The sequence below is a fragment of the Amycolatopsis stemonae genome, assembly GCF_054781455.1.
In genome coordinates this window covers 52,172-73,632 of the sequence record NZ_BAAGUJ010000020.1, presented here as the reverse complement: position 1 = coordinate 73,632, position 21,461 = coordinate 52,172, and the positions used below count along the sequence as shown (strand labels likewise).

The following is a 21,461-nucleotide window of genomic DNA, read 5'->3' as shown; positions in this document are numbered from 1 at the left end:
GCGATAGTGGTCGAACCTGAGTTTTTACAACGTTGTAACGCGCTGGAGGTCCGATGCGGCGGTCCTGGGGCAGAACCTGGTTGGTCGTGGCGGGCCTGCTCGCGCAGCTGGCGTTCGCCGGTGTCGCGGACGCGTCCGGGGACGTCGCCCCGCCGACCGCGGGGACGCACTTCCTCGACCACTCCGCCCCTCTGGCCGGGTACGCCGACCCCGGGTGGTACGAGGCGAACATCCCCTTCGTCGACCTGCCCGACGCCACCATGCAGAGCGTCTACTACTACCGCTGGCGCGTCTGGAAGGAGCACCTGCGCTACACCGATCCGGCCGACGGCTGGATCTCGACGGAGTTCCTCGACTGCTGCGGGTACGCCGCGCCCTACCAGGCGATCAACGCGGCCGCCGGGCACCAGCTGACCGAAGGGCGCTGGCTGCGCGACCCGGGCTACAGCCAGGACTACCTCCGCTTCTGGCTCACCGGCCCCGGTGCGGGCGCCAAGCCGGCGACCGACGACGTCAACGCCGACACCACCGACTGGGCGCACGAGTACAGCGTCTGGCTGGCCAGCTCCGCCTACGGCCAGGCCCAGGTGACCGGCGACTTCGGGCCGTTGCGGGAACTGCTGCCCGCGCTCGTGCGCCAGTACCGCGGCTGGGACAAGCAGTACGACTCCGGCCTCGGGCTGTACTGGTCGGTGCCGGTCTGGGACGCGATGGAGTTCTCGGCGTCGTCCTACGAGTCGCCCGATCCCTACCACGGCGGGGCCGGCTACCGCCCGACGCTCAACTCCTACCAGTACGGCGACGCCGTCGCGATCAGCCGCATCGCGGACTCCGTCGGCGACCACAAGCTCGCCACCGAGTACGCCGAGCGCGCCGCGAAGCTCAAGACGTCGATGCAGAAGTGGCTGTGGGACCCGAAGCGGGGCTTCTACTACGCCATGGCGCGTGACGGCAACCCGGGTCACCAGCTGTCCGGCAGCCGCGAGGAGATCGGGTACGTCCCGTGGATGTTCGGCGCCGCCGACCCGGGTGACTCCGCGGCTTGGTCACAACTGCTCGACCCCAACGGCTTCGCGAGCCCCTTCGGCCCGACGACGGCCGAGCGCCGCAGCCCGTTCTTCATGAAGGACGCCGGCGGCTGCTGCCGCTGGGACGGCCCGAGCTGGCCGTTCGCGACCTCGCAAACCCTGACCGGGCTGGCGAACCTGCTCGACGAGTACCCGGCGCAGCAGTCCGTGTCCAAAGAGGACTACGCGGCGGCGCTGGCCACCTACGCCCGGACCCAGACGAAGAACGGCCGGCCCTACGTCGCCGAGGCCCACGACCCGGACCGTGACGCGTGGATCTACGACGGCCGGAACCACAGCGAGGACTACAACCACTCGACCTACACCGACCTCGTCCTCTCGGGGCTGATCGGGCTGCGCCCGCAGTCCGGGGACACCCTGGACGTCCGGCCGCTCACACCGTCCACTTGGGACCACTTCGCGGCCGAAAACGTGCCGTACCACGGGCACAACGTGACGGTGCTGTGGGACCGCGACGGCACGCACTACGGCCAGGGCGCCGGGATGCGCCTGTACGTCGACGGCCGGCTCGTCCAGCGCTCGGCGACGCTGCGGCCCACCACCATCGACGTCGGGCGCGCTGTGCTCCCCCGGTCCGACGACCTCGTGAACGACGCCGCCAACCCGGTGCGCACCGGCTACCCGCAGCCGATCACGTCCTACACGTGGCCGAACGACAACGCGTGGAGCGCCCTCGACGGCAAGGTCTGGTACAACGAGGTGCCCGAGAACACCCGCTGGACCAACTACAGCTCGCCGAACGCCAACGACTTCTACGGCGTCGACTTCGGTGCGCCCACCCAGGTTTCCGACGTTCGCTGGAGCGGTTACGACGACGGCGGCGGCGTCAAACCGGCGGCCGCCTACAGCCTGCAGTACTGGGCCGGCTCGGCCTGGCAGGACGTGCCCGGCCAGGTCCGGGCCCCGGCGAGCCCGGTGGGCAACGGCGTCAACCGGATCACCTTCCCGGCCCTGACCACCAGCAAGGTGCGGCTCGTGTTCACCAACCCGCCGGGTGCGTTCGTCGGCGTCACGGAGTTGCAGGCGTGGTCGCCGTCGAGCCCGGACGCGCGGATCGACGTCGGGCCGGCCGGCGCGACCGGCGTGGTCACGGTCAACGGGAGCACGCCGCTCACGGTGACCGTGCGGAACACGACCGGCAGCCCGCTCGTGGCACCGCAGGTGAACGTCGCCGTCGCGGACGGCTGGGCGGTCGCCCCCGCCGGGCGGCCCGCCGCCACGATCCCGTCCGGCCAGTCCCGGACGTGGACCTACACCCTGACGGCACCCCCGGGCGCCTCGCCGGGCAGTGCCGCGGCGCTCACGGCGACCGCGTCCTACCGCGGCCCGGGCGGCCGGCCCGAGAGCACGCACCGGCGGCAGAACCTGCAGATCGCCCACCCGGCCGGGCAGCACGACCCGGTCGGCGCGTGGAGCTTCGACGAAGGCAGCGGCACGGTCGACCACGACAGCGCGGGAACGCACGACGCCGCCCTGACCGGCGCGCCGGCCTGGGTCCCGGGCGTCAGCGGGAGCGCGGTGCAGCTCAACGGCTCGAGCCAGTACGCGGAGACGACCGGCCCCGTCGTCGACACCACCGGCAACTTCTCGGTCGGCGCGTGGGTCCGGCTCGACCACACGGGCCCGTGGGCCACGGCGGTCAGCCAGGACGGCCCGGTGAGCAGCGGCTTCTACCTGCAGTACTCCGCGGCCGACGACCGCCTGGCGTTCTCGACCGGTGAAGGCCGCGCCCTGTCGGACGTCGCACCCCAGCCGGGGCGCTGGTACCACCTGGTGGGCGTCCACGACGCGGACGAGGGCACCTACGTCCTCTACGTGGACGGCGTGGCCCAGGCCAAGAAGTGGAGCCAGCCCGCCGGCGACGCGGCACCGGGTTCCCTGGCGATCGGCCGCGCGGTGTCCGGCGGAAACCACAGCGACTTCTGGCCGGGCAGCGTGGACGGCGTCCAGGTGTGGAACCGAGTGCTGACGGCGGGTGAGACCGGCTGAGCGCGGTCGCGGCCGGAGGGCTCCCCCGCCCGACCGCGAGCGATACCGGCCGATCCGTCAGCCGCGGCCGAGTTCGCGGCCGTCGAAGCGGTCCGGCTCGAAGCCGTGCAGGGTGCCCGCCACCAGGGCTGCCGCGATCAGCAGTCCGATGAGGACGGTCAGCGCGATCAGCAGCCGCCGGCGGCCGGGGGTCGGGGCGGGTGCCCGGCCGCGCAGGATCGCGAACTCGGCCGCGAGTGCGGCGCCGACCGCGGTCAGGATCTGGCGCCAGCCGTGCAGTGCCGTCGGCTCGGGGGCGGGCAGGTCGGCGGTCACCGCGGCCAGTTCGTGCCGGTAGCGGATCTCCTCGAGCCGCCCGAGGCGCTCCTCCACCTCGTCCATCGTCAGCCGGCCTTCCCCGGCCGCCGCGTAGAGCGCGGCGCGGACCTGCTCACGTTCCGCATCCGAACAGCGGATCCCTTCCGGCACCGTCGTCCCAGGCGCGTTCTCGCTCATCATTTCCTCTTTCGCTCCGGCGAACACTTCTTCCGAGGCTAACCGCGGAAACGGCGGCGAACGTTAATCTTCGATGAGAGTTCCGCCCGCCCACGGCACCCTCGACTACAGTTACCCTGTGTCATCACGGGAAGAGCGGAGGGACGCCGGGTGCACCTGGTGATCGTCGACGACGAGACGGCCGTGCAGGATTCGCTGTCGCGCACGCTGCGGTTCGAGGGCTACCGGGTCTCCATCGCGGGCGACGGCGCCACCGGGCTCGCGATGATCCGCGACGAACAGCCCGACGGCGTCCTGCTCGACGTCACGATGCCGGTGCTCGGCGGCCTCGAGGTGTGCCGGGTGCTGCGCGCCGAAGGCAACACCGTGCCCGTCCTGATGCTGACCGCGCGGACCGCCGTGACCGACCGGGTCGCCGGGCTCGACGCGGGCGCCGACGACTACCTGGTCAAGCCGTTCGCCCTGCAGGAACTGCTGGCCAGGGTGCGGGCGCTGCTGCGGCGCACCGAGTACAACTCGCCGGCCGAGCCGCCCGCGCCCGCCGCGCTGCGCTTCGGGGACGTCACCCTCGACCCGTCGACGCGGGAGGTGTTCCGCGGCGGCCGCGCCCTGCACCTGACCCGCACCGAGTTCGCCATGCTCGAGACGTTCCTGCGCCACCCGCGGATCGTGCTGACCCGCACGGTGATGTTCGAAAACGTGTGGGGTTACGACTTCGGCACCGCGTCCAACGGCCTCGACGTCTACGTCAGCTACCTGCGCCGGAAGCTGGAGGCCGGGGGCGAGTCCCGGCTGCTGCACACCGTGCGCGGAGTCGGCTACGTGCTGCGCGAGGAACCGCTGTGAAGCGGCCTCGCTGGAAGAAGCTGTCCCTGCGCGCGCGGCTCGGCGTCCTGGTCGCCGGGGCGGTGGCGCTCGCCGTGGTCACGGTGTCGGCGATCTCGTGGAGCATCACGCGGGCCGACCTCTACGACCAGTTCGACGCCCGGCTGCAGTCCTACGCCCAGCTCGCGGCGAAAGCCTCCTCGCCGGAGGAAGCACTCTCGACCCTGCGGTCGACCGTGAACAGGCCCGGGCCCGACCGGTCCAACGGCCTGACCGTCCAGTTCCGCTCGGCCGCCGGGGCCGTCACCGGGATCGCCGGGGCGAAGCCGGAACTGCCGCCTCCGCCGCCGGACGCGCCGTACTCCGTCGGCCGGGCGGCCAACGTCCACGTCGTCGAGGGCGACCGGTTCCGCATGTGGACGGCCCCGCGGTCCGACGGCGGCACGGTCCAGGTCGCCCAGGACTCCGAGGACGTCGAAGACAGCTTGGGGCGGCTGGGTTTCTGGCTGCTCGTGGTGTCCGCCGCCGGCGTGCTGGGCGCCACGGTGGTCGGCCGCGCGGTCGCCCGGTCGGCGCTCCAGCCGGTCGACGACCTCACTTCGGCGGCCGAGAACATCGCGCGCACCCAGGAGCTGTCGGCGGCCATCGACGTCACCGCGTCCGGCGAGATCGGGCGGCTGGCCACGTCGTTCAACGAGATGCTGACCGCGCTGAGCCGCTCCCGCGACGAGCAGCGGCGGCTGGTCGAGGACGCCGGGCACGAGCTGCGCACGCCGTTGACGAGCCTGCGCAACAACATCGAGCTGCTGATCCACGCCGACGCGAACCCCCAGCGCGAGCTGTCGGCCGAGGACCGCTCGCGGCTGCTGGCCGACCTCGACACCCAGGCCGTCGAGCTGACGGCGCTGATCGGCGAGCTGGTCGACCTGTCCACCGGCGAACGGCCGACCGAGGCGGTGGAACGCGTCGCCCTGGCCGATGTCGTCGGCTCGGCGGTCGAGCGCACCCGGTCGCGGTGGCCGAACGTCACGTTCGAAGCCGAATCGGCCGAGGCCGAGGTGACCGCCCGCCCGGCGGCGCTCGAACGCGCGGTGCTGAACGTGCTCGACAACGCCGCGAAGTGGTCCCCGCCCGGCGGCACGGTCCGGGTCACGATGACGGCGGACACCGATGTGGTGCGAGTGCGCGTCGACGACGAAGGACCGGGCATCCCCGAGGCCGACCTGCCGCACGTGTTCGAGCGGTTCTACCGGGCCGACACCGCCCGCGCGCTCCCCGGTTCCGGCTTGGGGCTGGCGATCGTCGAGCAGGTCCTGGCCCAGCACGGCGGCCAGGCGACGGCGTCCCGGGCCGACGGCGGCGGCGCGCGGTTCGACTTGGTGCTCCCGCTGGCCGCTTCTTAAGCAAACCCCGCGCGATCTTCATCGAACTCTCATGGACGGCCAGCACCGTCTGACTTGTGACTCCCCGGACCACGCTTTCGCCCCCCCTCGCCGGCGACGCTGACGCTGGTCATGGCCGTCGTCGCGCAGGCGATCATCGCCGGGCTGACGCTGGGGTTCGCCGGGAAGGTCAGCCCGTGGCGCGACCCGGTGAGCGACTACGCCTGGCACCGCGGCGGGCGCGTGCTGTTCGAGGTGGCCCTGGTCCTCCTCCTCGCCGCGGCGGTCGCGCTCGCCGTCGCGGCCCACCTCGCCGCCCTGCCGCGCAGCCCGCTGGTCACCGCGCTGTTCCTGTCCTGGACGGCGGGGCTCGTGGTGGTCCTGGTGTTCCGCAGCAACGTCAGCACCGCGGACGTCACGGTGTCGGGCGAGGTCCACCGAGCGGGCGGGGCGGTGCTGTTCGCCAGCCTGCCGCTCGCGGCCTGGGCGTTGAGCACCCGCCTGCGAGCGGAACCGCGGTGGCGCGCGCTCGCCCCGGCCCTACGGCGGGCGGCGGTGGCCGGGGTGGTGACGGCGACGGCGTTCGGCCTGGCCCAGCTGGTCGGCTGGCTCCCGGCCGGGCTGCTGGAGCGGGCGGCACTGCTGGCGGAGTTCCTGATCGTCGCGACGACGGCGACCGCACTCAGGCGGGTCGCGGCGGATCCAAGGCGCGCGGCGGGGCTGCCGCAGCAGGCCGACCACACGCGCGACCCGAAACACACGGCGCCGCCGACCCACCAAGCCGACCGAGCCGAACCCACGAGCAATCCGGAGCGCGCGGCCGAGCCGCCGCAGCAGGCCGTGCGCGCCGAACCTTTGAGCGATTCGGAGGCGATCCGGTGACCGTGCTCGCCGTTGTCTGTGCGCTGCTGGGCGCCACGCTGTTCGCGGTCGCCGCCGCTCGGCAGCATGCCGAGGTCGGTGGTCTGGCCACGGCGGGCGCTCCCGGGTTGCGGGCGCTCGCCCGGCTGCTGCGCTCCCCCGGCTGGTGGACGGGTACCGCCCTGGCCGTCGGTGGCAGTCTGCTGCACGTTGTCGCGCTCTCGCTGGCGTCCCTTCCGGTCGTGCAGCCGCTCGGGGTGTTCAGCCTGGTGCTGACCGTCCTTTTCGGACGCCGGGACCGCCGGGTGCTCGTCGCCGTGGTGCTCGTCGTGGCGGGCGTGGCCGGGTTCGTGCTCCTCGCCGCCTCGTCCGCCCCGGTCGCGGCGATCGGAGCGGGCACCGCCGAAACGGTGGCCGTCGTCGGCTTCGGTGTTGCCGCTCTGGCGTGGTTCGCCCGGGTCGGCTGTGCTCTGACGGCTGCCGCCGCGGCCGTTCTGTTCGGGCTCGGCTCGTCCGTCGTGCATGCCGCCGCGGCTCAATCCCCTGCGACGGCGGTGGTGCTCGGCGGTCAGGCCCTGCTGTTGCTCGGCGCCGGCGGCGTTCTGCTGCACCGGGCTTATGCCGCCGGGTCCACCGCCGTCGTCGTCGGGACCACGACCGTGCTCGATCCGCTCACCGCCGTTGCCGTGGCCGCGCTGGCCTACGGCGAAGGCCCGCAACCCGCCGCCGCGATCGCCGCGGCCGTCGCTCTCGCCGGTGTGCGCGTGCTCGCCGGTGCCCTTCCGCACATCCGCCCGAAACCCGAGGAGAACTCCGTGCCCCCGACCGGCCTTCGCGTCCTGATCGGCGCCGACACGTTCCCGCCCGACATCAACGGCGCGTCGTTCTTCGCCGCGCGCCTGGCCCGCGGGCTCGCCGGCCGCGGTCACGACGTCCACGTCGTCTGCCCCTCCGACGACGGCCCCGCCCGCACCGAGCAGCGCGACGGCTACACGATCCACCGCCTCCGCTCCCGCGCGATCCCGTTCCACGGCGACTACCGGTTCTGCACGCCCGGCGGCGCCCGCAACGAGGCCGGGCCGCTCCTGGACCGGCTGCGCCCGGACGTCGTCCACGTCCAGGCCCACTTCGGCGTCGGCCGCGCCTTGCTCGAAACCGCCGCCGAACGCGACATCCCCGGCATGGCCACCAACCACTTCATGCCGGACAACCTGCTCGGCTACACCCCGTTCCCCCGCCGCGTGAAGACCGCGCTCGCCCGCTGGGCGTGGCAGGACCTGGTCCGCGTCTACCGCCACGCGCGCATCGTCACCACGCCGACGCCGAGGGCGGCCGAAGTCCTGGCCGGGATCGGGTTCGACCGGCCGGTGCAGGTCGTGTCCTGCGGCATCGACCTCGCGCACTACGCGGCCCCCGCACGCCCGGCCGACGGGCCGATGTCCGTCCTGTTCGTCGGCAGGCTGGATGCCGAGAAGAACATCGACCAGCTCCTGCGCGCGCTGGCCCCGTTGCCGCACATCCGGGCGGACCTCGTCGGCGACGGCACCCGGCGGCCGGACCTGGAAGCTCTCGCCGCCGAGCTGGGTGTCGCCGATCGCGTCACGTTCCACGGCTTCGTCTCCGACGCCGACCTCGTCCGCCGGTACGCCGAAGCCGACGTGTTCTGCATGCCCGGCACGGCGGAGCTGCAGAGCCTCGCCACGATGGAGGCCATGGCGGCGGGCCTGCCGGTCGTCGCCGCCGACGCGCTCGCCCTGCCACACCTGGTCCACCATGGCGAGAACGGCTACCTCTTCGAACCCGGCGCGATCACGACGATTTCGCGCTGGCTCGCCGACCTGGCCGCGGATCCGGACCAGCGGGCCCGCATGGGCGAGACGTCCCGGGCCATCGTCGCCGGACACGACGTCGAGGGCGCGCTGGCGAGGTTCGAGGCGCAGTACCGGATCCTGCTTCCCGCCCCGTCCGCGGTCGGCCAAGCCGCGTGACGAACACGCTCGCCGGGTGCCCGGACCGGGGTGCTTGACCCGTCCGGCCCGGCGCGCGTGTACTGGACGCGGGCGACGGATCCGCCCGGTGACCGGGAGGAGCCCGCCGTGAAGACCACCGGAACCATGCTCCGCCTGTCGATCTTCGTCGAGCAGACCGACCAGTGGCACCACAAGCCCCTCTACGCCGAAATCGTGCACCGCGCCCACCAGGCCGGGTTGGCGGGCGCCACAGTCATCCGCGGGGTCGAAGGCTTCGGCGCGACGTCGCGCGTGCACACCGAGCACCTCTTCCGGCTCAGCGACGACCTGCCGCTCCTGATCCTCATCGCCGACGAGGAGGACCGGGTCCGCCGGTTCCTGCCCCAGCTGGACGAGCTCGACCTCAGCGGCCTGGTCGCGCTCGACCCGGTTGAGGCGATCCGCTACACCCGGCCGCCGCCCCGGCGCGCGCACTGGTGGTCGTCGAGCTGATCCGGTGCCCCACCGGACACCGCGGTGCCGCCGCCTTCGGGGCCTCCTCTACACTCGCGGTAGCGGCGGTGGGGCTCGCCGCTCCGGGACACCGGAAGAACCGCGGCCCGCCCGCCAACGGTCCCTACTTGACCAGCACGACCACGGTCCAAGTAGGAGGCATGCGTGAGCAGCGAAATCGAGCTGACCGACCCGGTGGATCCCGACGTCGACCTGCACGTCCGCGGGCACCGCCGGGAGCTGGTCCGCACCCACGGCAGCATCCTCCTCGTGATCGCCCTCGGCGGCGGCCTGGGCGCGCTCGCCCGGTACGGCGTGGCCCAGGTGTGGCCGACGGTCCCCGGCCGGTTTCCGCTGGGCACCTTCCTCACCAATGTCACCGGCTGCTTCCTCATCGGCATCCTGATGGTGCTGATCACCGAGATCTGGACCGCGCACCACCTCGTCCGCCCCTTTCTCGGCGTCGGTGTCCTCGGCGGGTTCACCACGTTTTCCACCTACGCCACGGAAACCCGCGCGCTGCTGCAACCCGGGACCGTCGTCCTCGCCTTCGGCTACCTGGCCGGAACCCTGCTGGCGGCGTTGATCGCGGTCGTGCTGGGCGTCTGGCTGACGCGCACGGCCGCCGGCACCGTCCGCAGCCGAGGAGGCCTGACATGATCGCGACCGAGCCGGCGCTGCGGCTGTCGATCTTCGTGGGCGCGGACGATCTGTGGCACCACAGGCCGGTCCACCACGAGATCGTCGAACGCGCCCGCCGGGCCGGGATCGCCGGCGCCACCGTGCTGCGGGGCTGCGAGGGCTTCGGCAGCTCGTCGACCATCCACACCACCCGGCTGCTCAGCATGACCGAAGACCTTCCCGTGCTCGTGCTGATCATCGACACCGAAGCGCGGATCCGCGCGTTCCTGCCCGAACTGGACGAGCTCATCGCCGAAGGCACGGTCCTGATCGACGAGGTGCAGGTCCGCCGCTACCAGGGAAAACCGAAGTCATGACGCTCGCTCTCGTCTTCCTCGGCGCCATCGTCGGCGCGCCCGCCCGCTACCTCACCGACCGCCTCGTGCAGAGCCGCCACGACAGCCTCTTCCCGTGGGGCACCTTCACGGTGAACCTGGCCGGCTGCCTCGTCCTGGGCGGCCTGGCCGGCGGCGGCCTCGCCGTGCCGGCCTCGGTGACGGCATTGGTCGGCACCGGTTTCTGCGGCGCTCTCACCACCTACAGCACCTTCAGCTACGAGACGCTGCGGCTGGTCGAGCAGCGCAGCTACTTCTACGCCGTCGCCAACGTCGGGGTGAGCGTCGTCGCCGGGCTCGGCGCAGCCCTGCTGGGCTACACGACCGTGCACGCGCTCGTGGTCTGACCGCCCCAGGCCTGAAGGTCGCCCAAGGGAGGACCGAGCACTCCGCGACATCGCGGCTACTTCAAGGCCATGCCGGGTACGCGGGCGCGGATCGCGTCCAGCTCGGCCTCGTCGGAGATGCCCTGCCAGTCGTACCTCGGTGTGTACGGCGCGACGAGGGACCTGACCTCGTCGTCCGTGAGCTCCACGTCCAGCGACGCCACGGCGTCGTCGATCTGGCTCAGTGATCCGGCGCCGACCAGCGGGGCGGTCACCACCGGCTGGCGGCGCAGCCAGGCCAGCGCGATCTGCGCACGGCTCACCCCGTGCGCGGCGGCGACCTTCCCGACCGCCGCCACGATCGCGCGGTTCGACGCTTCCTCGCTCGGCGAGTAGAGCAGGTCCGCGAAGTCGCCGTCGGTCTCGGCGCGGGCGGTCGCCTTGGCGTCGTCCCACGCCCGGGCCAGCCGGCCGCGGGCCAGCGGGCTCCAGATGATCGTGCCGACGCCTTCGTCGAGGCACAGCGGGATCATTTCGCGCTCTTCCTCGCGGTGCAGCAGGTTGTAGTGGTCCTGCATGGACACGAACCGCGCCCAGCCGTGCTGTTTCTGCAGGTGCAGGGCTTTCGCGAACTCCCACGCATGCATCGAGGACGCGCCGAGGTAGCGGACCTTGCCCGCCTTCACCAGGTCGCTGAGCGCCTCGAGGGTCTCCTCCAGCGGCGTCGCGTGGTCGTTGCGGTGCACCTGGTAGAGGTCGATGTAGTCGGTGCCGAGCCGGCGCAGCGAGTGGTCGACCTCGGTCATGATCGCCTTGCGGGACAGCCCCCGGCCGTTGGGGCCCGGGCGCATCGGGTGGCGCAGCTTGGTGGCGATCACGACGTCGTCCCGGTCGGCGAAGTCCCGGAGCGCGCGGCCGAGGATCTCTTCGCTGGAGCCGTTGGAGTACATGTTCGCCGTGTCGAAGAAGTTGATACCCGCTTCGAGGGCGTGCTTGACCAGCGGGCGCGCGTCCTCCTCCCCCAGCGACCAGACGGGGTGGCCGCGGTCCGGCTCGCCGTACGTCATCGCGCCGATCGCGATGGGCGAGACGTCGAGACCGGTGGTGCCGAGCTTCACGTACTGCATCAGTTCTCCCAGCCGAACATGCGGAGGATTCTCCGCGTCTGCCCACCAAACTAGCGGAGGATTCTCCGCATGTCAAAGATGAGGCATGATCGGGGCATGAAAGAAGGGACGTACGGCACCCAGCGCAAGGCCGCGGCACGCAACCGCGGCGCGATCATCGACGCCGCACACGAGCTGTTCGCGGTGAACCCGCTCGTGACGCTGAGCGAGGTCGCGAAGCACGCGGGGGTCGGCGCCGGCACGCTCTACCGGCACTTCCCCACCCGCGAAGACCTGATCCTGGCGGCCTACCAGCACGACATCGAGCAGCTGACGACGACGGCCGACGACGTGCTGGCCCGCCAGCCGTCCGCCAAAGCCGCGTTCATCGAGTGGTTCGAGACGCTCTCCGCCTACATCCGCATCAAGCACGGCCTCGGCGACGCCCTGCACAGCGACGCGGCCCAGGACCTGATCAGCGCCTCGTGGGCCCCGGCGACGGCGGCGGTGGCCAAGCTGGTCGACGCCTGCGTCGCCGAGGGCACGATCGCCCCCGGGCACGACCCCGCGGACATCATCATGCTGATGAGCTTCCTGTGGCGCGTCCCGAACGACGACGAGGGCGCGGCCCAGGGCCGGCGGCTCATCGCGGCCGTGTTTTCCGGGCTGCAGGCGCCGCCGCAGCCGGTCTGAGGGCGCCGCGGGTGGTCAGCGGGCGACGGCGTACGCCTGCTACCCCCGTGGACTGGCCGCAGCGAGCACCAGGTCGACCTCGAAGCCCGTCGCGCACAGCGGTTTCGAACCCCACGGCGGCTCGATGAACTCCGCGCCGGAGTCGGGTCCGGGCTGACGTCAGCTCTTCTTCAGCTCCTCGGCGAGCATCACGATGATGCCGCTGGGACCGCGGACGTACGTGAGCTTGTAGACGTCCTCGTAGGTGGCCACGCCGCGAAGCGGACGGCACCCGTGTTTCGCGGCCGTCTCGAGGGCCTGGTCGATGTCGTCGACCGAGAAGGCGACCCGGTGCATGCCGATCTCGTGGGGACGGGTGGGATCCGACTCGATCGCTTCGGGGTGGAGGTACTCGAAGAGCTCGAGGTGCCCCTGACCGTCCGGCGTCCGGAGCATCGCGATCTTCGCGTGGTTGCCATCGAGCCCGACGGCGGTGTCGGTCCACGCACCGCTGACCGTGTCACGGCCGACGACCGTGAGCCCGAGGTCGGTGAAGAAGGAGATCGCTGCTTCGAGGTCGCGCACGGTGATGCCGACGTTCTCGAGCTTGATGGCCATGGTTCGCATGCTACCGAGCCGGGCCGGGCGGTCCGGCCGTGCTCAGCCGTTCGCGGCGTCGAAGAAGCGCTCGAGCTCGGAGCGGACGTCCGGCCCGCACGGCTGGAACACGATTTCGGTGACGCCCCGGGCGGCGACCTCGGCCAGCCGGTCCCGCAGTTCTCCGCGCGTGCCGCTCATCGTCACGTCGCGCAGCATCGTGTGGCCACCCGCCTGCCACGCCGCCTGGTCGGCCTCGCCCAGCTCGACGCAGTGTCCGGTGTGGACAGCGAGGTGCCGTCGGCCCTCCGGCGTCCGCTCCACCACGGCCATCCATTCCGCGCCGCCCGGGAGTTCGCGCACGGCGGAGGCGCCGCCGAACTCGTAGGCGCCGTGGTAGGCCAGCGCCCAGCCGGGCCCGGCGGCCCGGCGCGCGTGCTCGGTGTCCGTGGCCTCGCCGTCGTCGAGCACCGTGCCCCACACGAGGTAGGGCACCCACGAGTACTCGCTCAGGAACTCGGGCAGCTGCAGCGTGACGTACAGCCCGTCGCCCAGTTCCCTGGCGACCTTGTGCCCCTTCGGTCCCAGTGCCCCGATCAGGACGGGGACGTCGACGGGCCGGGCGGGAGCGTGGCCGCCGGGGTGCAGCATCCGCATCTGCGCCCCCTCCCACTCGACGACGTCCCCCTGCAGGAGACCGCGGTAGGCGCGGATGTAGGACTCCATGTAGGACCACGTGATCGCGCGGTACCCCATGGCGCGGCGGCCGGTGAACCCGGTGCCGAAGGAGACCGCGACGCGGCCGGGTGCCAGCGCGGCGAGGGTGGCGGTCGCCGCGGCGTTGACCATCGGGTGGCGCAGGCTCGGCACCAGCACGCCCGGCGCGAGGCCGATCCGCTCGGTGCGTTCGGCCGCCAGCGCGAGGGTCATCCACACGTCGGGGCTCTGCTGCGGGGTGTCGTACACCCACGCCCGTTCGTAGCCGAGCTCTTCGGCCAGGGCGATGTGGTCCGGGGAGTCGAGTGCGGTCGGGAAAGCGCAGGAGACGTCCATGGAACCCTCCGGTTCACGCTGCGGGATCAGGGCAGGCCGGCGTGCGGGACCTCGACGTCGACCGCGAGCAGCTGGGCTTCGCGGACCGGACGGCGTTCGTGCTCGGCGAAGGAGGGCGCCGCGCAGAGGTACAGCGTCCGCCCGTCGGCGCCGCCGAGCATGCAGGCGAAGACGCCGGTGCCCGCATCGATCTCCTCGAGGATCCGGCCGCCTTCTTCGACCCGGAGCACGCGGTTGTGCAGGGCGTCGGCCACCCAGATCGCGCCCTCGGCGTCGGCACAGATGCCGTCCGGGGCCACTTCGAGGAGCTGCACCGCCTCGCCGACGTCCTCGGTCTTCGGGGTCTCCCCGAACTGCGCCCAGACGCGCCGCCCGCTCAGCTCGCCGTCCTCGCCGATGTCGAAGGCGGTCAGCCGCCCGGCGAACGTCTCGGCGACGACCAGCACGTCGCCGAGGATCACCATGCCGTTGGGGAACCCGAGGTCCTCGGCGGCGACGGCGACGCTGCCATCGGCGTCGACGCGGGTCAGCGTGGTGTAGCGCAGGGGCGCGCCGCCCATGAGGTCGAACCCGAAGTTGCCCACCCAGGCGCGGCCGCGGGCGTCGACGACCATGTCGTTGAGCACCCCGGAGACCACTCCGGACAGGTCGGCGTGCTCGGTGAGCTTGCCCGGTTCGTCGCGCACGAGGAGGCGGTGGTCGCGCATGGACACGATCAGCAGGCGCCCGTCGGGCAGGAACCCGAGGCCGGACGGCTGCTGCGGCACCTCGGCGATGACCTCGGTCTCGCCGCGGGCGTCGATCGCGACGACCTTCCCGGTGTAGAAGTCCGACACCCACAGCCGGCCGTCGTGCCACCGGGGGCACTCGAGGTACGAGAAGCCGTCGAGTACGACGGCCGGCTGCCTGGCCGCGGGCCCAGATCCCATCGCGACCTCTCCTTACGTCATCGTCGACAGTTCGGCACGTCTTCGCGCCCACTAACTGAGCGCCCAGTTACCATGACTCCGGGGCCGGGCAGTGTCAAGTCGGAGGGAGACCGCGATGCCAGGGACAGAGCGCCGTCGCGGCGGCGGGCGGTACCCGGTGGCGGCCGCGATGGAGCTCACGACCGCCCTCGGGCCCGAGACCGTCCCCGGCGAGTTCTGGGGCGAGGACACCTCCCCGGTGGCCCGCGCGCTGCTGTCCTCGGCCGTGCAGTGCTTCGCCGGCAAGGGTTTCCACGCCACCACGACCCGCGACATCACCGCCGTCGTCGGCCTCAGCCCCGGTTCGCTGTACGTGCACTTCGCGTCGAAGGAAGCCGTGCTGTTCCACATCGCACGGACGGGCCACGAGCGAGCCCTCGCGGCCCTGACCTCCCAGCACGACGACGGCGACACCCGCCACCACGTCCGCCGGCTGGTGGCCGGGCACGTGTCCTGGCACGCCCGCCACCACACCGTGGCGCGGGTCTGCCAGTACGAGCTGGCGGCACTCGAGCCGGAACACCTCGCCGAGATCCTCGACCTCCGGCAGCGGTTTTCCGCGACCTTCCAGGCCGCGGTGGAGCGCGGCGCCCGCGAGGGCGTCTTCGACGTGCCGGACATCGACCGCGCGGTGCGCGCGATCCTGTCGCTCGGCGTCGACCTGGTGCGCTGGTACCGCTTGGACGGCGCGGACTCGCCCGAGGCACTGGGCGAGTCGTACGCCGAGCTGGCCGCCCGGATGCTCGGCGCCTGACCTCGGCCCACGACCACCACCAGGTGCTCAGGTGGGTCGTTTCAGGTCAGAACGCGGTGATCCGCTTTTGCCGGGGCGCCGCCGACGCCGGACTCGATGGCCGCCGTGACGATGCGGTTGCGGTCTCCCGGCGACAGCACCCCGTTGGTGACCAGTTCCTGCGTCACCGCCTTCACGTGCTTCACGAACCGGTCGTGCGACGTGTACTCCGCGTTTTCGTCGATGACGTCGTTGATCGTGCAGCCGTTGCCGATGTCGGTGTTCTCCACTTGGCTGTCGACCCCGCCGATCACCACCGTGTCGCGGGTGTCGGAGTCCGGGCAGGCGTCCGGTGGCGGCGGGGCCGCGACCACCGTGAACGTCCCGAACGCCTCCGCCGACACGTTCCCGGCGACGTCCGTGGCCCGCGATCGGACCATGTGCGCGCCGAGCGCGGCCACGACGACCGGTGCCGTGTAGCGGGTCCACGCCCCGGTGTCCACTTTGTACTCAACCGCGGCGATCCCGGACTCCGCGTCCGTGGCGAACACCGTCACCGTCGCCTGCTCGACGTAGTTCCAGTTCCCGTCCTGCTTGCCGGTCAACGCCAAGGACACCGCCGGCGCGGTCGTGTCGCCGCCGGCGACCACGGTGAAGGACGCACTGCCCTCCGCGGAAGCGTTGCCCGCGACGTCGCGAGCGCGGTAGCCGACGGTGTGCGTGCCCGCCGCCGTCACCGGGACCGGTGCGGAGTAGGCGGTCCACGCGCCACCGTCCACTTTGTACTCGACCGCGGCGACGCCGGAGCCGGTGTCCGAAGCCGTGACGGTCACCGTGGCCTTGCCGACGTAGTTGCCGTCGTCGTCCTGGGTTCCGCCTACGGCCGCGGAAACCGTCGGCGGGGTCGTGTCGCGCTTGACCACCGTGAAGTGGGACATGCCTTCCGGTGACGTGTTCCCGGCGGCATCAGTGGCCCGGAAGTGGACCATGTGCTCCCCCGCCCCGGTCACCACGACCGGCGCGGTGTAGGCCGTCCACGCGCCGCCGTCGAGCTGGTACTCGACCGAGGCCACGGCGGAATCGGCGTCCGTGGCCGTCAACCGGACCGTGGCGACGTCGAGGTAGTTGCCCGAGGAGTCCTTGTCGCCGGTGATGTCGGCCGTCACCGTCGGCGGGGTCGTGTCGCCCTGGCCTCGGACGATCGTGAAGTGGGCCATGCCTTCTTCGGACGTGTTCCCGGCGACGTCGGTCGCGCGGTAGTGCAGCATGTGCATGCCGGCCGCGGTCACCACCACCGGCGCCGAGTAGGTGGTCCACGTCCCGCCGTCGAGCTGGTACTCGACCGAGGCCACGCCCGATCCCGCGTCGGTCGCGGTCAGGGAAACCGTCGCGGACTCGAGGTAGTTGCCCGACTCGTCGCGGTCCCCCGCCACCGCCGCGGTCACCGTCGGCGCGGTCGTGTCACCGGTTCCGTCGGAGACGACGAACTCGCCGACCATCGCCGTGTGGCCGGGGATCGTGCAGAAGTACCGGTACTTGCCCGGGGTGAGCTTCACGGTCGCTTCGTGCCGGCCGTTGTTCGTGTCGAAGGGGTTGGCCAGGATGTTGAGCGAGACGTCGTGGTTGTAGCCCGGCGTCGAGGTGTCGAACGTCAGGGTGTGCGACATCCCCGTCGTGTTGCCGGTGGCTTCGCTGTTCTCGAAGACGATCGTGGTCTCGCCGGGCAGCGCACCGGTGGGCGCGGACGCGTATTCGGTGGTGCTGTTGCTGCCCGTCCAGGTCAGGGTCTGGACCGGCGCCGCCACCGCGGGGGTGGCCGGCCCGAGCAGGGCCAGCAACCCGGCCAGCAGCACTGTGATCAAGCGTGGGGACATCGCCGGAGGAACCTTCCTGGGAGGGATGGGGACCGGGCGCGCGGCCCGGCCCCCATCGCGCTACAGCTGCCGTACCCGGATGTTGCGGAACTCGACCAGGTCGTTGTCACTGTGGTTCTGCAGCCCGATGAAGCCGCTGACGAACTGCCGCAGGTCGGTCGGCGGGTCACCCGCGCGCGAGGACTGCTGTCCCGGCGTGTTGTCGAACTCGTTGATCACCACGCCGTTGCGGATCATCGTGTAGTGCTGCCCGACGACCTTGATCTCGTACTCGTTCCACGTGCCCTTCGGCCGCGCGCCCGCCTGGTCCAGCGGGCGCGGGTCGAAGTTGTAGACCGACCCGGTCTTCTGCGGCTCACCGCTGTCGCCGTCGTAGATCTGGATCTCGTGACCGCAGTAGATCGCGACCCAGGCCTGTGACGTCCGCGCCGAGCCGACCGTGCCGCAGCTGCCCGGCGGCCGCTGGTCCAGCGGGGTCCGTGGATCCGGGAACCGGACGAAGACGCCGCTGTTGGCCCGGAACCCGTCCGGTGCGATGTCCTTGAACTGGACCTTCACCGAGAAGTCGCCGAACTGCCGCTGGGCGTACCAGAGCATGCCCAGTCCGCCGGCCGAGCGGATCGACCCGTCGGGTTGGAGCGTGAACTGCCCCGACGGGGCCTGTTCCCAGTTCCGCAGCGACTCCGCCGTGCCGTCGAAGAGGGCGTCGTAGCCGGTGGTGCCCGCCTTCCCGATCGGTGACGCGTCGGCGGCCGCGTTCAGCTCGGCTGCCTCGGCGTCGTTGAGCACGCCGAGGTCGGTGAGCGTCTCGACGGCGTTCTCGACGTGGTTGACGAACGCCGCGTGCGTGCTCCACGTGCCTTCGTCGTCGATGAAGTCGTCGACCGTGCAGCCGCCACCGGCGTTGCGGTTGACCACCTTCGTGATGGTGTCGCCCAAGGTCACCACCGGGCTCGGGTCGGCCACGGCGCAGCCCACGTTCACCGCGGTCCGGGTCGTCACCTGCTCACCGTTCGCGTAGGTCACGGTCAGCTTGGCGGTGAAGATCCCGGTGCGCGGGTAGGTGTGCCGCGGGTCGGCCTGGGTGGACACCGAGCCGTCGCCGAACTCCCAGCGGTAGGACACCCCGCCGGACTTCGAACCGACGAACGCCGCCGTCAGGGCCTTGTTCTGCACCAGCGTCGACGACGCCGCCGGAGCCGGGGTCGCCGCCCCGCCGGTGTAGCTGATCTTCAGCAGCTTCTGGTTGGCGTCCAGCGAGAAGAACCCGTTCCCGTAGTCCAGGACGTACAGCGCGCCGTCCGGCCCGAACTTGGCGTCCATCCAGCTCTGCACCCGGGTGTCACCGGCGCCGCCCGGGATGATCTGCCGGAACGTCTCGGCGAACACCGGCGGCTGGTGCGTCGGCACGCCCGCCGGGTCGACGGTCACCGCGACGCGGTTCTGGGAGTTGGACTCGTCGCCGATGAACCACTTGTTGTCCCAGTACGCCGGCCACGCGACGCCGCTGTTCGTGTTGACCAGCGAACGGTGGTACGTCGGCCCGGACATCACGGCCTGGCCGCCGCCGCGCAGGTACGGCTGGGTGTAGGTGGCGTCCGCCGCGTTGTACGTCGGAATGGACGAGCCCGGCCGCTTCGGGAAGACCGGGCCGCCGCCGTCGGGCGAGTACCAGATCATGTTGTCCTTGATCGGCGGCAGGTTCACCAGGCCGGTGTTGCGCGGCGAGGTGTTCACCGGGTTGTCGCAGTCGTACCAGCCGGTCAGCTCGGCGGCGTTGGTGCTGCTGCGGTCGCGGTAGGGCTGCCGGTTGCCCATGCAGTACGGCCAGCCGTGGTTGCCCGCCTCGGTGATGATGGTCGCCGTCTCGTACTTCGCCGGGCCCAGTTCGGGGCTCGGCGAGGACGCGTCGGGGCCGACCCAGCCCGCGGTCATCCAGTTGTGCACCGGGTCGATCTGCAGGCGCGAGATGTTGCGGACGCCCATCACGTAGATCTCCGGACGCGTCTTGTCCGCGGGTCCGTTCGGGAACAGGTTGCCCTGCGGGATCGTGTAGGTCCCGTTCGCCTCCGGGTGGATGCGCAGGATCTTGCCGTCCAGGTCGTTGGTGTTGCCCGCCGTGCGGCGCGCGTCCTGGAAGGAGAGGCCCTTGTAGTCGAGCGTCCAGTTGTTGCCCGAGTAGCCGTTCGAGCCGCCCGAGGAGTTGTTGTCCCCGGACCCGATGTAGAGGTGGCCGTCCTTGTCGAACGCCATGCCGCCGCCGGCGTGGCAGCAGCTGTGGATCTGGACGTCCCAGGACAGCAGGTCCTTGCGCGTGGCCTGGTCGAGCGTCTGCGCGGTGAGGTTGTAGGTGAACCGCGAGACCGTCCGCTTCCCGATCCGCTTGTCGCGGTCGATCGACTCGTGCGGCATCCAGTAGGCGTACAGGTAGCCGTTCTCGGCGAACTTCGGGTCCAGCGTCAGCCCGAGCAGGCCCTCTTCGTTCTTGACCAGCTCGTCACCGCTGCCCCGGTTGCCCATCACGCGCAACGTCGTGAGCAGCTTCGGCTTCTTGGTGACCGGGTCCCACTGGTGGATCGTGCCGCAGCCGAGGCCGACGTTCGGGTCGTCCCAGCTGACGACCGGCCCGGACGGGCAGGCCGCCTTGCCGATGTAGAACACCTTGCCGTCCGGGGCGATGGTCAGCCCGTGCGGCTCGCCGATCTGGTCGAGCTGCCCGGCCGCGTTCTTGCCGGTCAGCCGCTCGACCTTGTAGTTCGCGGCGATCCCGGCCTGGCAGTCGCCCCGCACCATCCCGGTCGTCCAGCGCAGCGCGCCGAGCAGGTGCTTGCGGAACTGGTCCTCGCCGTACGAACCCTCGGTCCGGCCCATGCCGGTGTAGAAGGACCGGCCGCCGTCGTAGTCGCGGCACCAGGAGATCGGGTGGAACGCGCCGTTCGCACCGACCCCGGGGTTGTAGCCCTTCTCCTCCACCTGCGCGACCGTGTGGACGGTGCCGACCGGGTTGGACTCCCAGTTGAGCCAGCGGTCGGTGCGCGTCCAGTTCTGCGGCAGCCCGGCGGTGGCCGGGTGCTGCGCGTCGAGGACGTCGACGACGGCCTGCTGCGGCGCCGGCTCGGGCGGCGGCGGGGTCGTCGAGGTGTCCTTGAACAGCTTGAGGTCGGCGAGCTGGATGAGCGGCTCACCCGCGTTCGCGGTGATGTTCAGCCGGTAGTTCGGGTACACCGTGGTGTTGGCGAAGGTGAACGTCCGGGTCTGGAACCGGTCGGTGAACACCTCGTTGGTGCGCGTGTCCAGGTCGACCCAGGTGCTGCCGTCGGCCGAACCCTGCAGGGTCCAGCTCTTCGGGTCGCGGCCCGGGAAGTCGTTCGCCGACACCAGGGAGTAGCTGCTGACCGCGACCGGGGTGGCCAGCTTGTAGGCGGCCCAGCCGGTGTTCGCGAACGTCAGCCACTTGGTGTTCTCGTTGTTGTCGGCCAGCTTTTCCTTGGTCTCGTTGGGCGGGTTCTCCGCGCTCGCGGTCACCGACGCCACGGCTTCGGGCGTCGGACGGGCCCCGACCGGCCGGGCGCCGATCAGCCCGGTGAACCACTGGGACGAGTCCTGCGCGCGGGCCGCGTCGGAGATGCCGAGGAACCCGCCGCCCGCCTTCATGTACGCCTGCAGCGCGGCTTCCTGGTCCCGGGTGAGCGCCACGCCCTGGGCGGACAGGAACACGACACCGCGGTAGCGGGCCAGGTTGGCGGTGCTGAACACGGCCGGGTCCTGCGACGCCGTCACCGTGATGCCGTTGTCCCCGCCCAGCCTCGCGATCGCGTCCGCCGCGCGCAGCACCGGGTCCTTCTGGCCGGCCGCGGCGCCGTGGAAGACCAGCACGTTCACCGGTACGTTCACCGCGGCCGGCGCGGCCTGTGCCACCGGCATCGCCATCAGCGGCGCCCCGGCCGCGAGGACCGACCCGATGGCGAGCACGACCGCGCCGCGCCTTCCGAACCACCGTCTTTTCATGGTTCC

18 protein-coding genes are annotated in these 21,461 nt (G+C 71.6%); 11 read left to right on the top strand and 7 right to left on the bottom strand.

What is annotated here, in order from left to right; translation table 11 throughout:
- Positions 1-53: 53 nt before the first annotated feature.
- Complete coding sequence (locus ACYVLJ_RS42700; RefSeq protein WP_460442978.1) at positions 54-3,077, top strand: MGH1-like glycoside hydrolase domain-containing protein; 3,024 nt, start codon at positions 54-56, stop codon at positions 3,075-3,077.
- Between the two features lie 57 nt (positions 3,078-3,134).
- Here the strand turns inward: ACYVLJ_RS42700 and ACYVLJ_RS42695 are convergent, their stop codons facing one another.
- Complete coding sequence (locus ACYVLJ_RS42695) at positions 3,135-3,572, bottom strand: DUF1707 SHOCT-like domain-containing protein (protein WP_460442977.1); 438 nt, start codon at positions 3,570-3,572, stop codon at positions 3,135-3,137.
- A gap of 150 nt (positions 3,573-3,722) precedes the next feature.
- Here ACYVLJ_RS42695 and ACYVLJ_RS42690 point away from each other — a divergent pair, with 150 nt between their 5' ends.
- The 8 genes from ACYVLJ_RS42690 (at position 3,723) to crcB (ACYVLJ_RS42655) (ending at position 10,465) form a co-directional block, all read left to right on the top strand.
- Entirely contained in the window at positions 3,723-4,418 is a 696-nt protein-coding gene (locus ACYVLJ_RS42690) for a response regulator transcription factor (RefSeq protein WP_451983782.1), read from the top strand.
- Complete coding sequence (locus ACYVLJ_RS42685; protein ID WP_451983780.1) at positions 4,415-5,800, top strand: HAMP domain-containing sensor histidine kinase; 1,386 nt, start codon at positions 4,415-4,417, stop codon at positions 5,798-5,800. The genes ACYVLJ_RS42690 and ACYVLJ_RS42685 overlap by 4 nt, the downstream gene beginning before the upstream one ends.
- Before the next feature lie 111 nt (positions 5,801-5,911).
- On the top strand, positions 5,912-6,661 hold the full coding sequence (locus tag ACYVLJ_RS42680; RefSeq protein WP_460442976.1) for a DUF998 domain-containing protein: 750 nt from the start codon (positions 5,912-5,914) through the stop codon (positions 6,659-6,661).
- Positions 6,658-8,628 carry a glycosyltransferase family 4 protein gene (locus tag ACYVLJ_RS42675; protein WP_460442975.1) on the top strand — a complete coding sequence of 657 codons (1,971 nt, stop codon included), beginning with the start codon at positions 6,658-6,660 and terminating at the stop codon, positions 8,626-8,628. The genes ACYVLJ_RS42680 and ACYVLJ_RS42675 overlap by 4 nt, the downstream gene beginning before the upstream one ends.
- Positions 8,629-8,754: 126 nt before the next feature.
- Complete coding sequence (locus tag ACYVLJ_RS42670) at positions 8,755-9,102, top strand: DUF190 domain-containing protein (protein ID WP_451983891.1); 348 nt, start codon at positions 8,755-8,757, stop codon at positions 9,100-9,102.
- A gap of 165 nt (positions 9,103-9,267) precedes the next feature.
- Complete coding sequence (gene crcB / locus ACYVLJ_RS42665) at positions 9,268-9,762, top strand: fluoride efflux transporter FluC (protein ID WP_460442974.1); 495 nt, start codon at positions 9,268-9,270, stop codon at positions 9,760-9,762.
- The gene (locus tag ACYVLJ_RS42660) at positions 9,759-10,100 is read left to right on the top strand and encodes a DUF190 domain-containing protein (RefSeq protein ID WP_451983772.1); all 342 of its coding nucleotides are present in this window, start codon (positions 9,759-9,761) and stop codon (positions 10,098-10,100) included. The genes crcB (ACYVLJ_RS42665) and ACYVLJ_RS42660 overlap by 4 nt, the downstream gene beginning before the upstream one ends.
- Positions 10,097-10,465 (top strand): fluoride efflux transporter CrcB, encoded by a 369-nt coding sequence (gene crcB, locus ACYVLJ_RS42655; protein ID WP_451983770.1) that lies wholly within the window; start codon positions 10,097-10,099, stop codon positions 10,463-10,465. The genes ACYVLJ_RS42660 and crcB (ACYVLJ_RS42655) overlap by 4 nt, the downstream gene beginning before the upstream one ends.
- A 56-nt stretch (positions 10,466-10,521) precedes the next feature.
- On the opposite strand, the gene ACYVLJ_RS42650 is transcribed toward crcB (ACYVLJ_RS42655), so the two are convergent.
- Positions 10,522-11,571 (bottom strand): aldo/keto reductase, encoded by a 1,050-nt coding sequence (locus tag ACYVLJ_RS42650; protein ID WP_460442973.1) that lies wholly within the window; start codon positions 11,569-11,571, stop codon positions 10,522-10,524.
- A gap of 96 nt (positions 11,572-11,667) precedes the next feature.
- Here ACYVLJ_RS42650 and ACYVLJ_RS42645 point away from each other — a divergent pair, with 96 nt between their 5' ends.
- The gene (locus tag ACYVLJ_RS42645; protein WP_460442972.1) at positions 11,668-12,243 is read left to right on the top strand and encodes a TetR/AcrR family transcriptional regulator; all 576 of its coding nucleotides are present in this window, start codon (positions 11,668-11,670) and stop codon (positions 12,241-12,243) included.
- A 159-nt stretch (positions 12,244-12,402) separates the two neighbouring features.
- Here the strand turns inward: ACYVLJ_RS42645 and ACYVLJ_RS42640 are convergent, their stop codons facing one another.
- Genes ACYVLJ_RS42640 through ACYVLJ_RS42630 form a run of 3 tightly spaced genes read right to left on the bottom strand, consistent with a single transcriptional unit; the run spans position 12,403 to position 14,801 of the window.
- Complete coding sequence (locus ACYVLJ_RS42640; protein ID WP_460442971.1) at positions 12,403-12,840, bottom strand: VOC family protein; 438 nt, start codon at positions 12,838-12,840, stop codon at positions 12,403-12,405.
- Positions 12,841-12,882: 42 nt separating this feature from the next.
- Positions 12,883-13,872, bottom strand: a complete 990-nt coding sequence (locus ACYVLJ_RS42635; RefSeq protein WP_460442970.1) for an LLM class oxidoreductase — start codon at positions 13,870-13,872, stop codon at positions 12,883-12,885.
- 26 nt (positions 13,873-13,898) lie between these two features.
- Complete coding sequence (locus ACYVLJ_RS42630) at positions 13,899-14,801, bottom strand: SMP-30/gluconolactonase/LRE family protein (RefSeq protein WP_460442969.1); 903 nt, start codon at positions 14,799-14,801, stop codon at positions 13,899-13,901.
- A gap of 115 nt (positions 14,802-14,916) precedes the next feature.
- Here ACYVLJ_RS42630 and ACYVLJ_RS42625 point away from each other — a divergent pair, with 115 nt between their 5' ends.
- Positions 14,917-15,594 (top strand): TetR/AcrR family transcriptional regulator, encoded by a 678-nt coding sequence (locus ACYVLJ_RS42625; protein WP_460442968.1) that lies wholly within the window; start codon positions 14,917-14,919, stop codon positions 15,592-15,594.
- A gap of 41 nt (positions 15,595-15,635) precedes the next feature.
- On the opposite strand, the gene ACYVLJ_RS42620 is transcribed toward ACYVLJ_RS42625, so the two are convergent.
- Together ACYVLJ_RS42620 and ACYVLJ_RS42615 are read right to left on the bottom strand one after the other, a co-directional pair.
- A complete protein-coding gene (locus tag ACYVLJ_RS42620) occupies positions 15,636-17,447 on the bottom strand; it encodes a cupredoxin domain-containing protein (RefSeq protein ID WP_460442967.1) in 1,812 nt (603 codons plus the stop codon).
- Positions 17,448-17,507: 60 nt separating this feature from the next.
- A complete protein-coding gene (locus tag ACYVLJ_RS42615) occupies positions 17,508-21,455 on the bottom strand; it encodes a ThuA domain-containing protein (RefSeq protein ID WP_460442966.1) in 3,948 nt (1,315 codons plus the stop codon).
- Between the last annotated feature and the right edge of the window lie 6 nt (positions 21,456-21,461).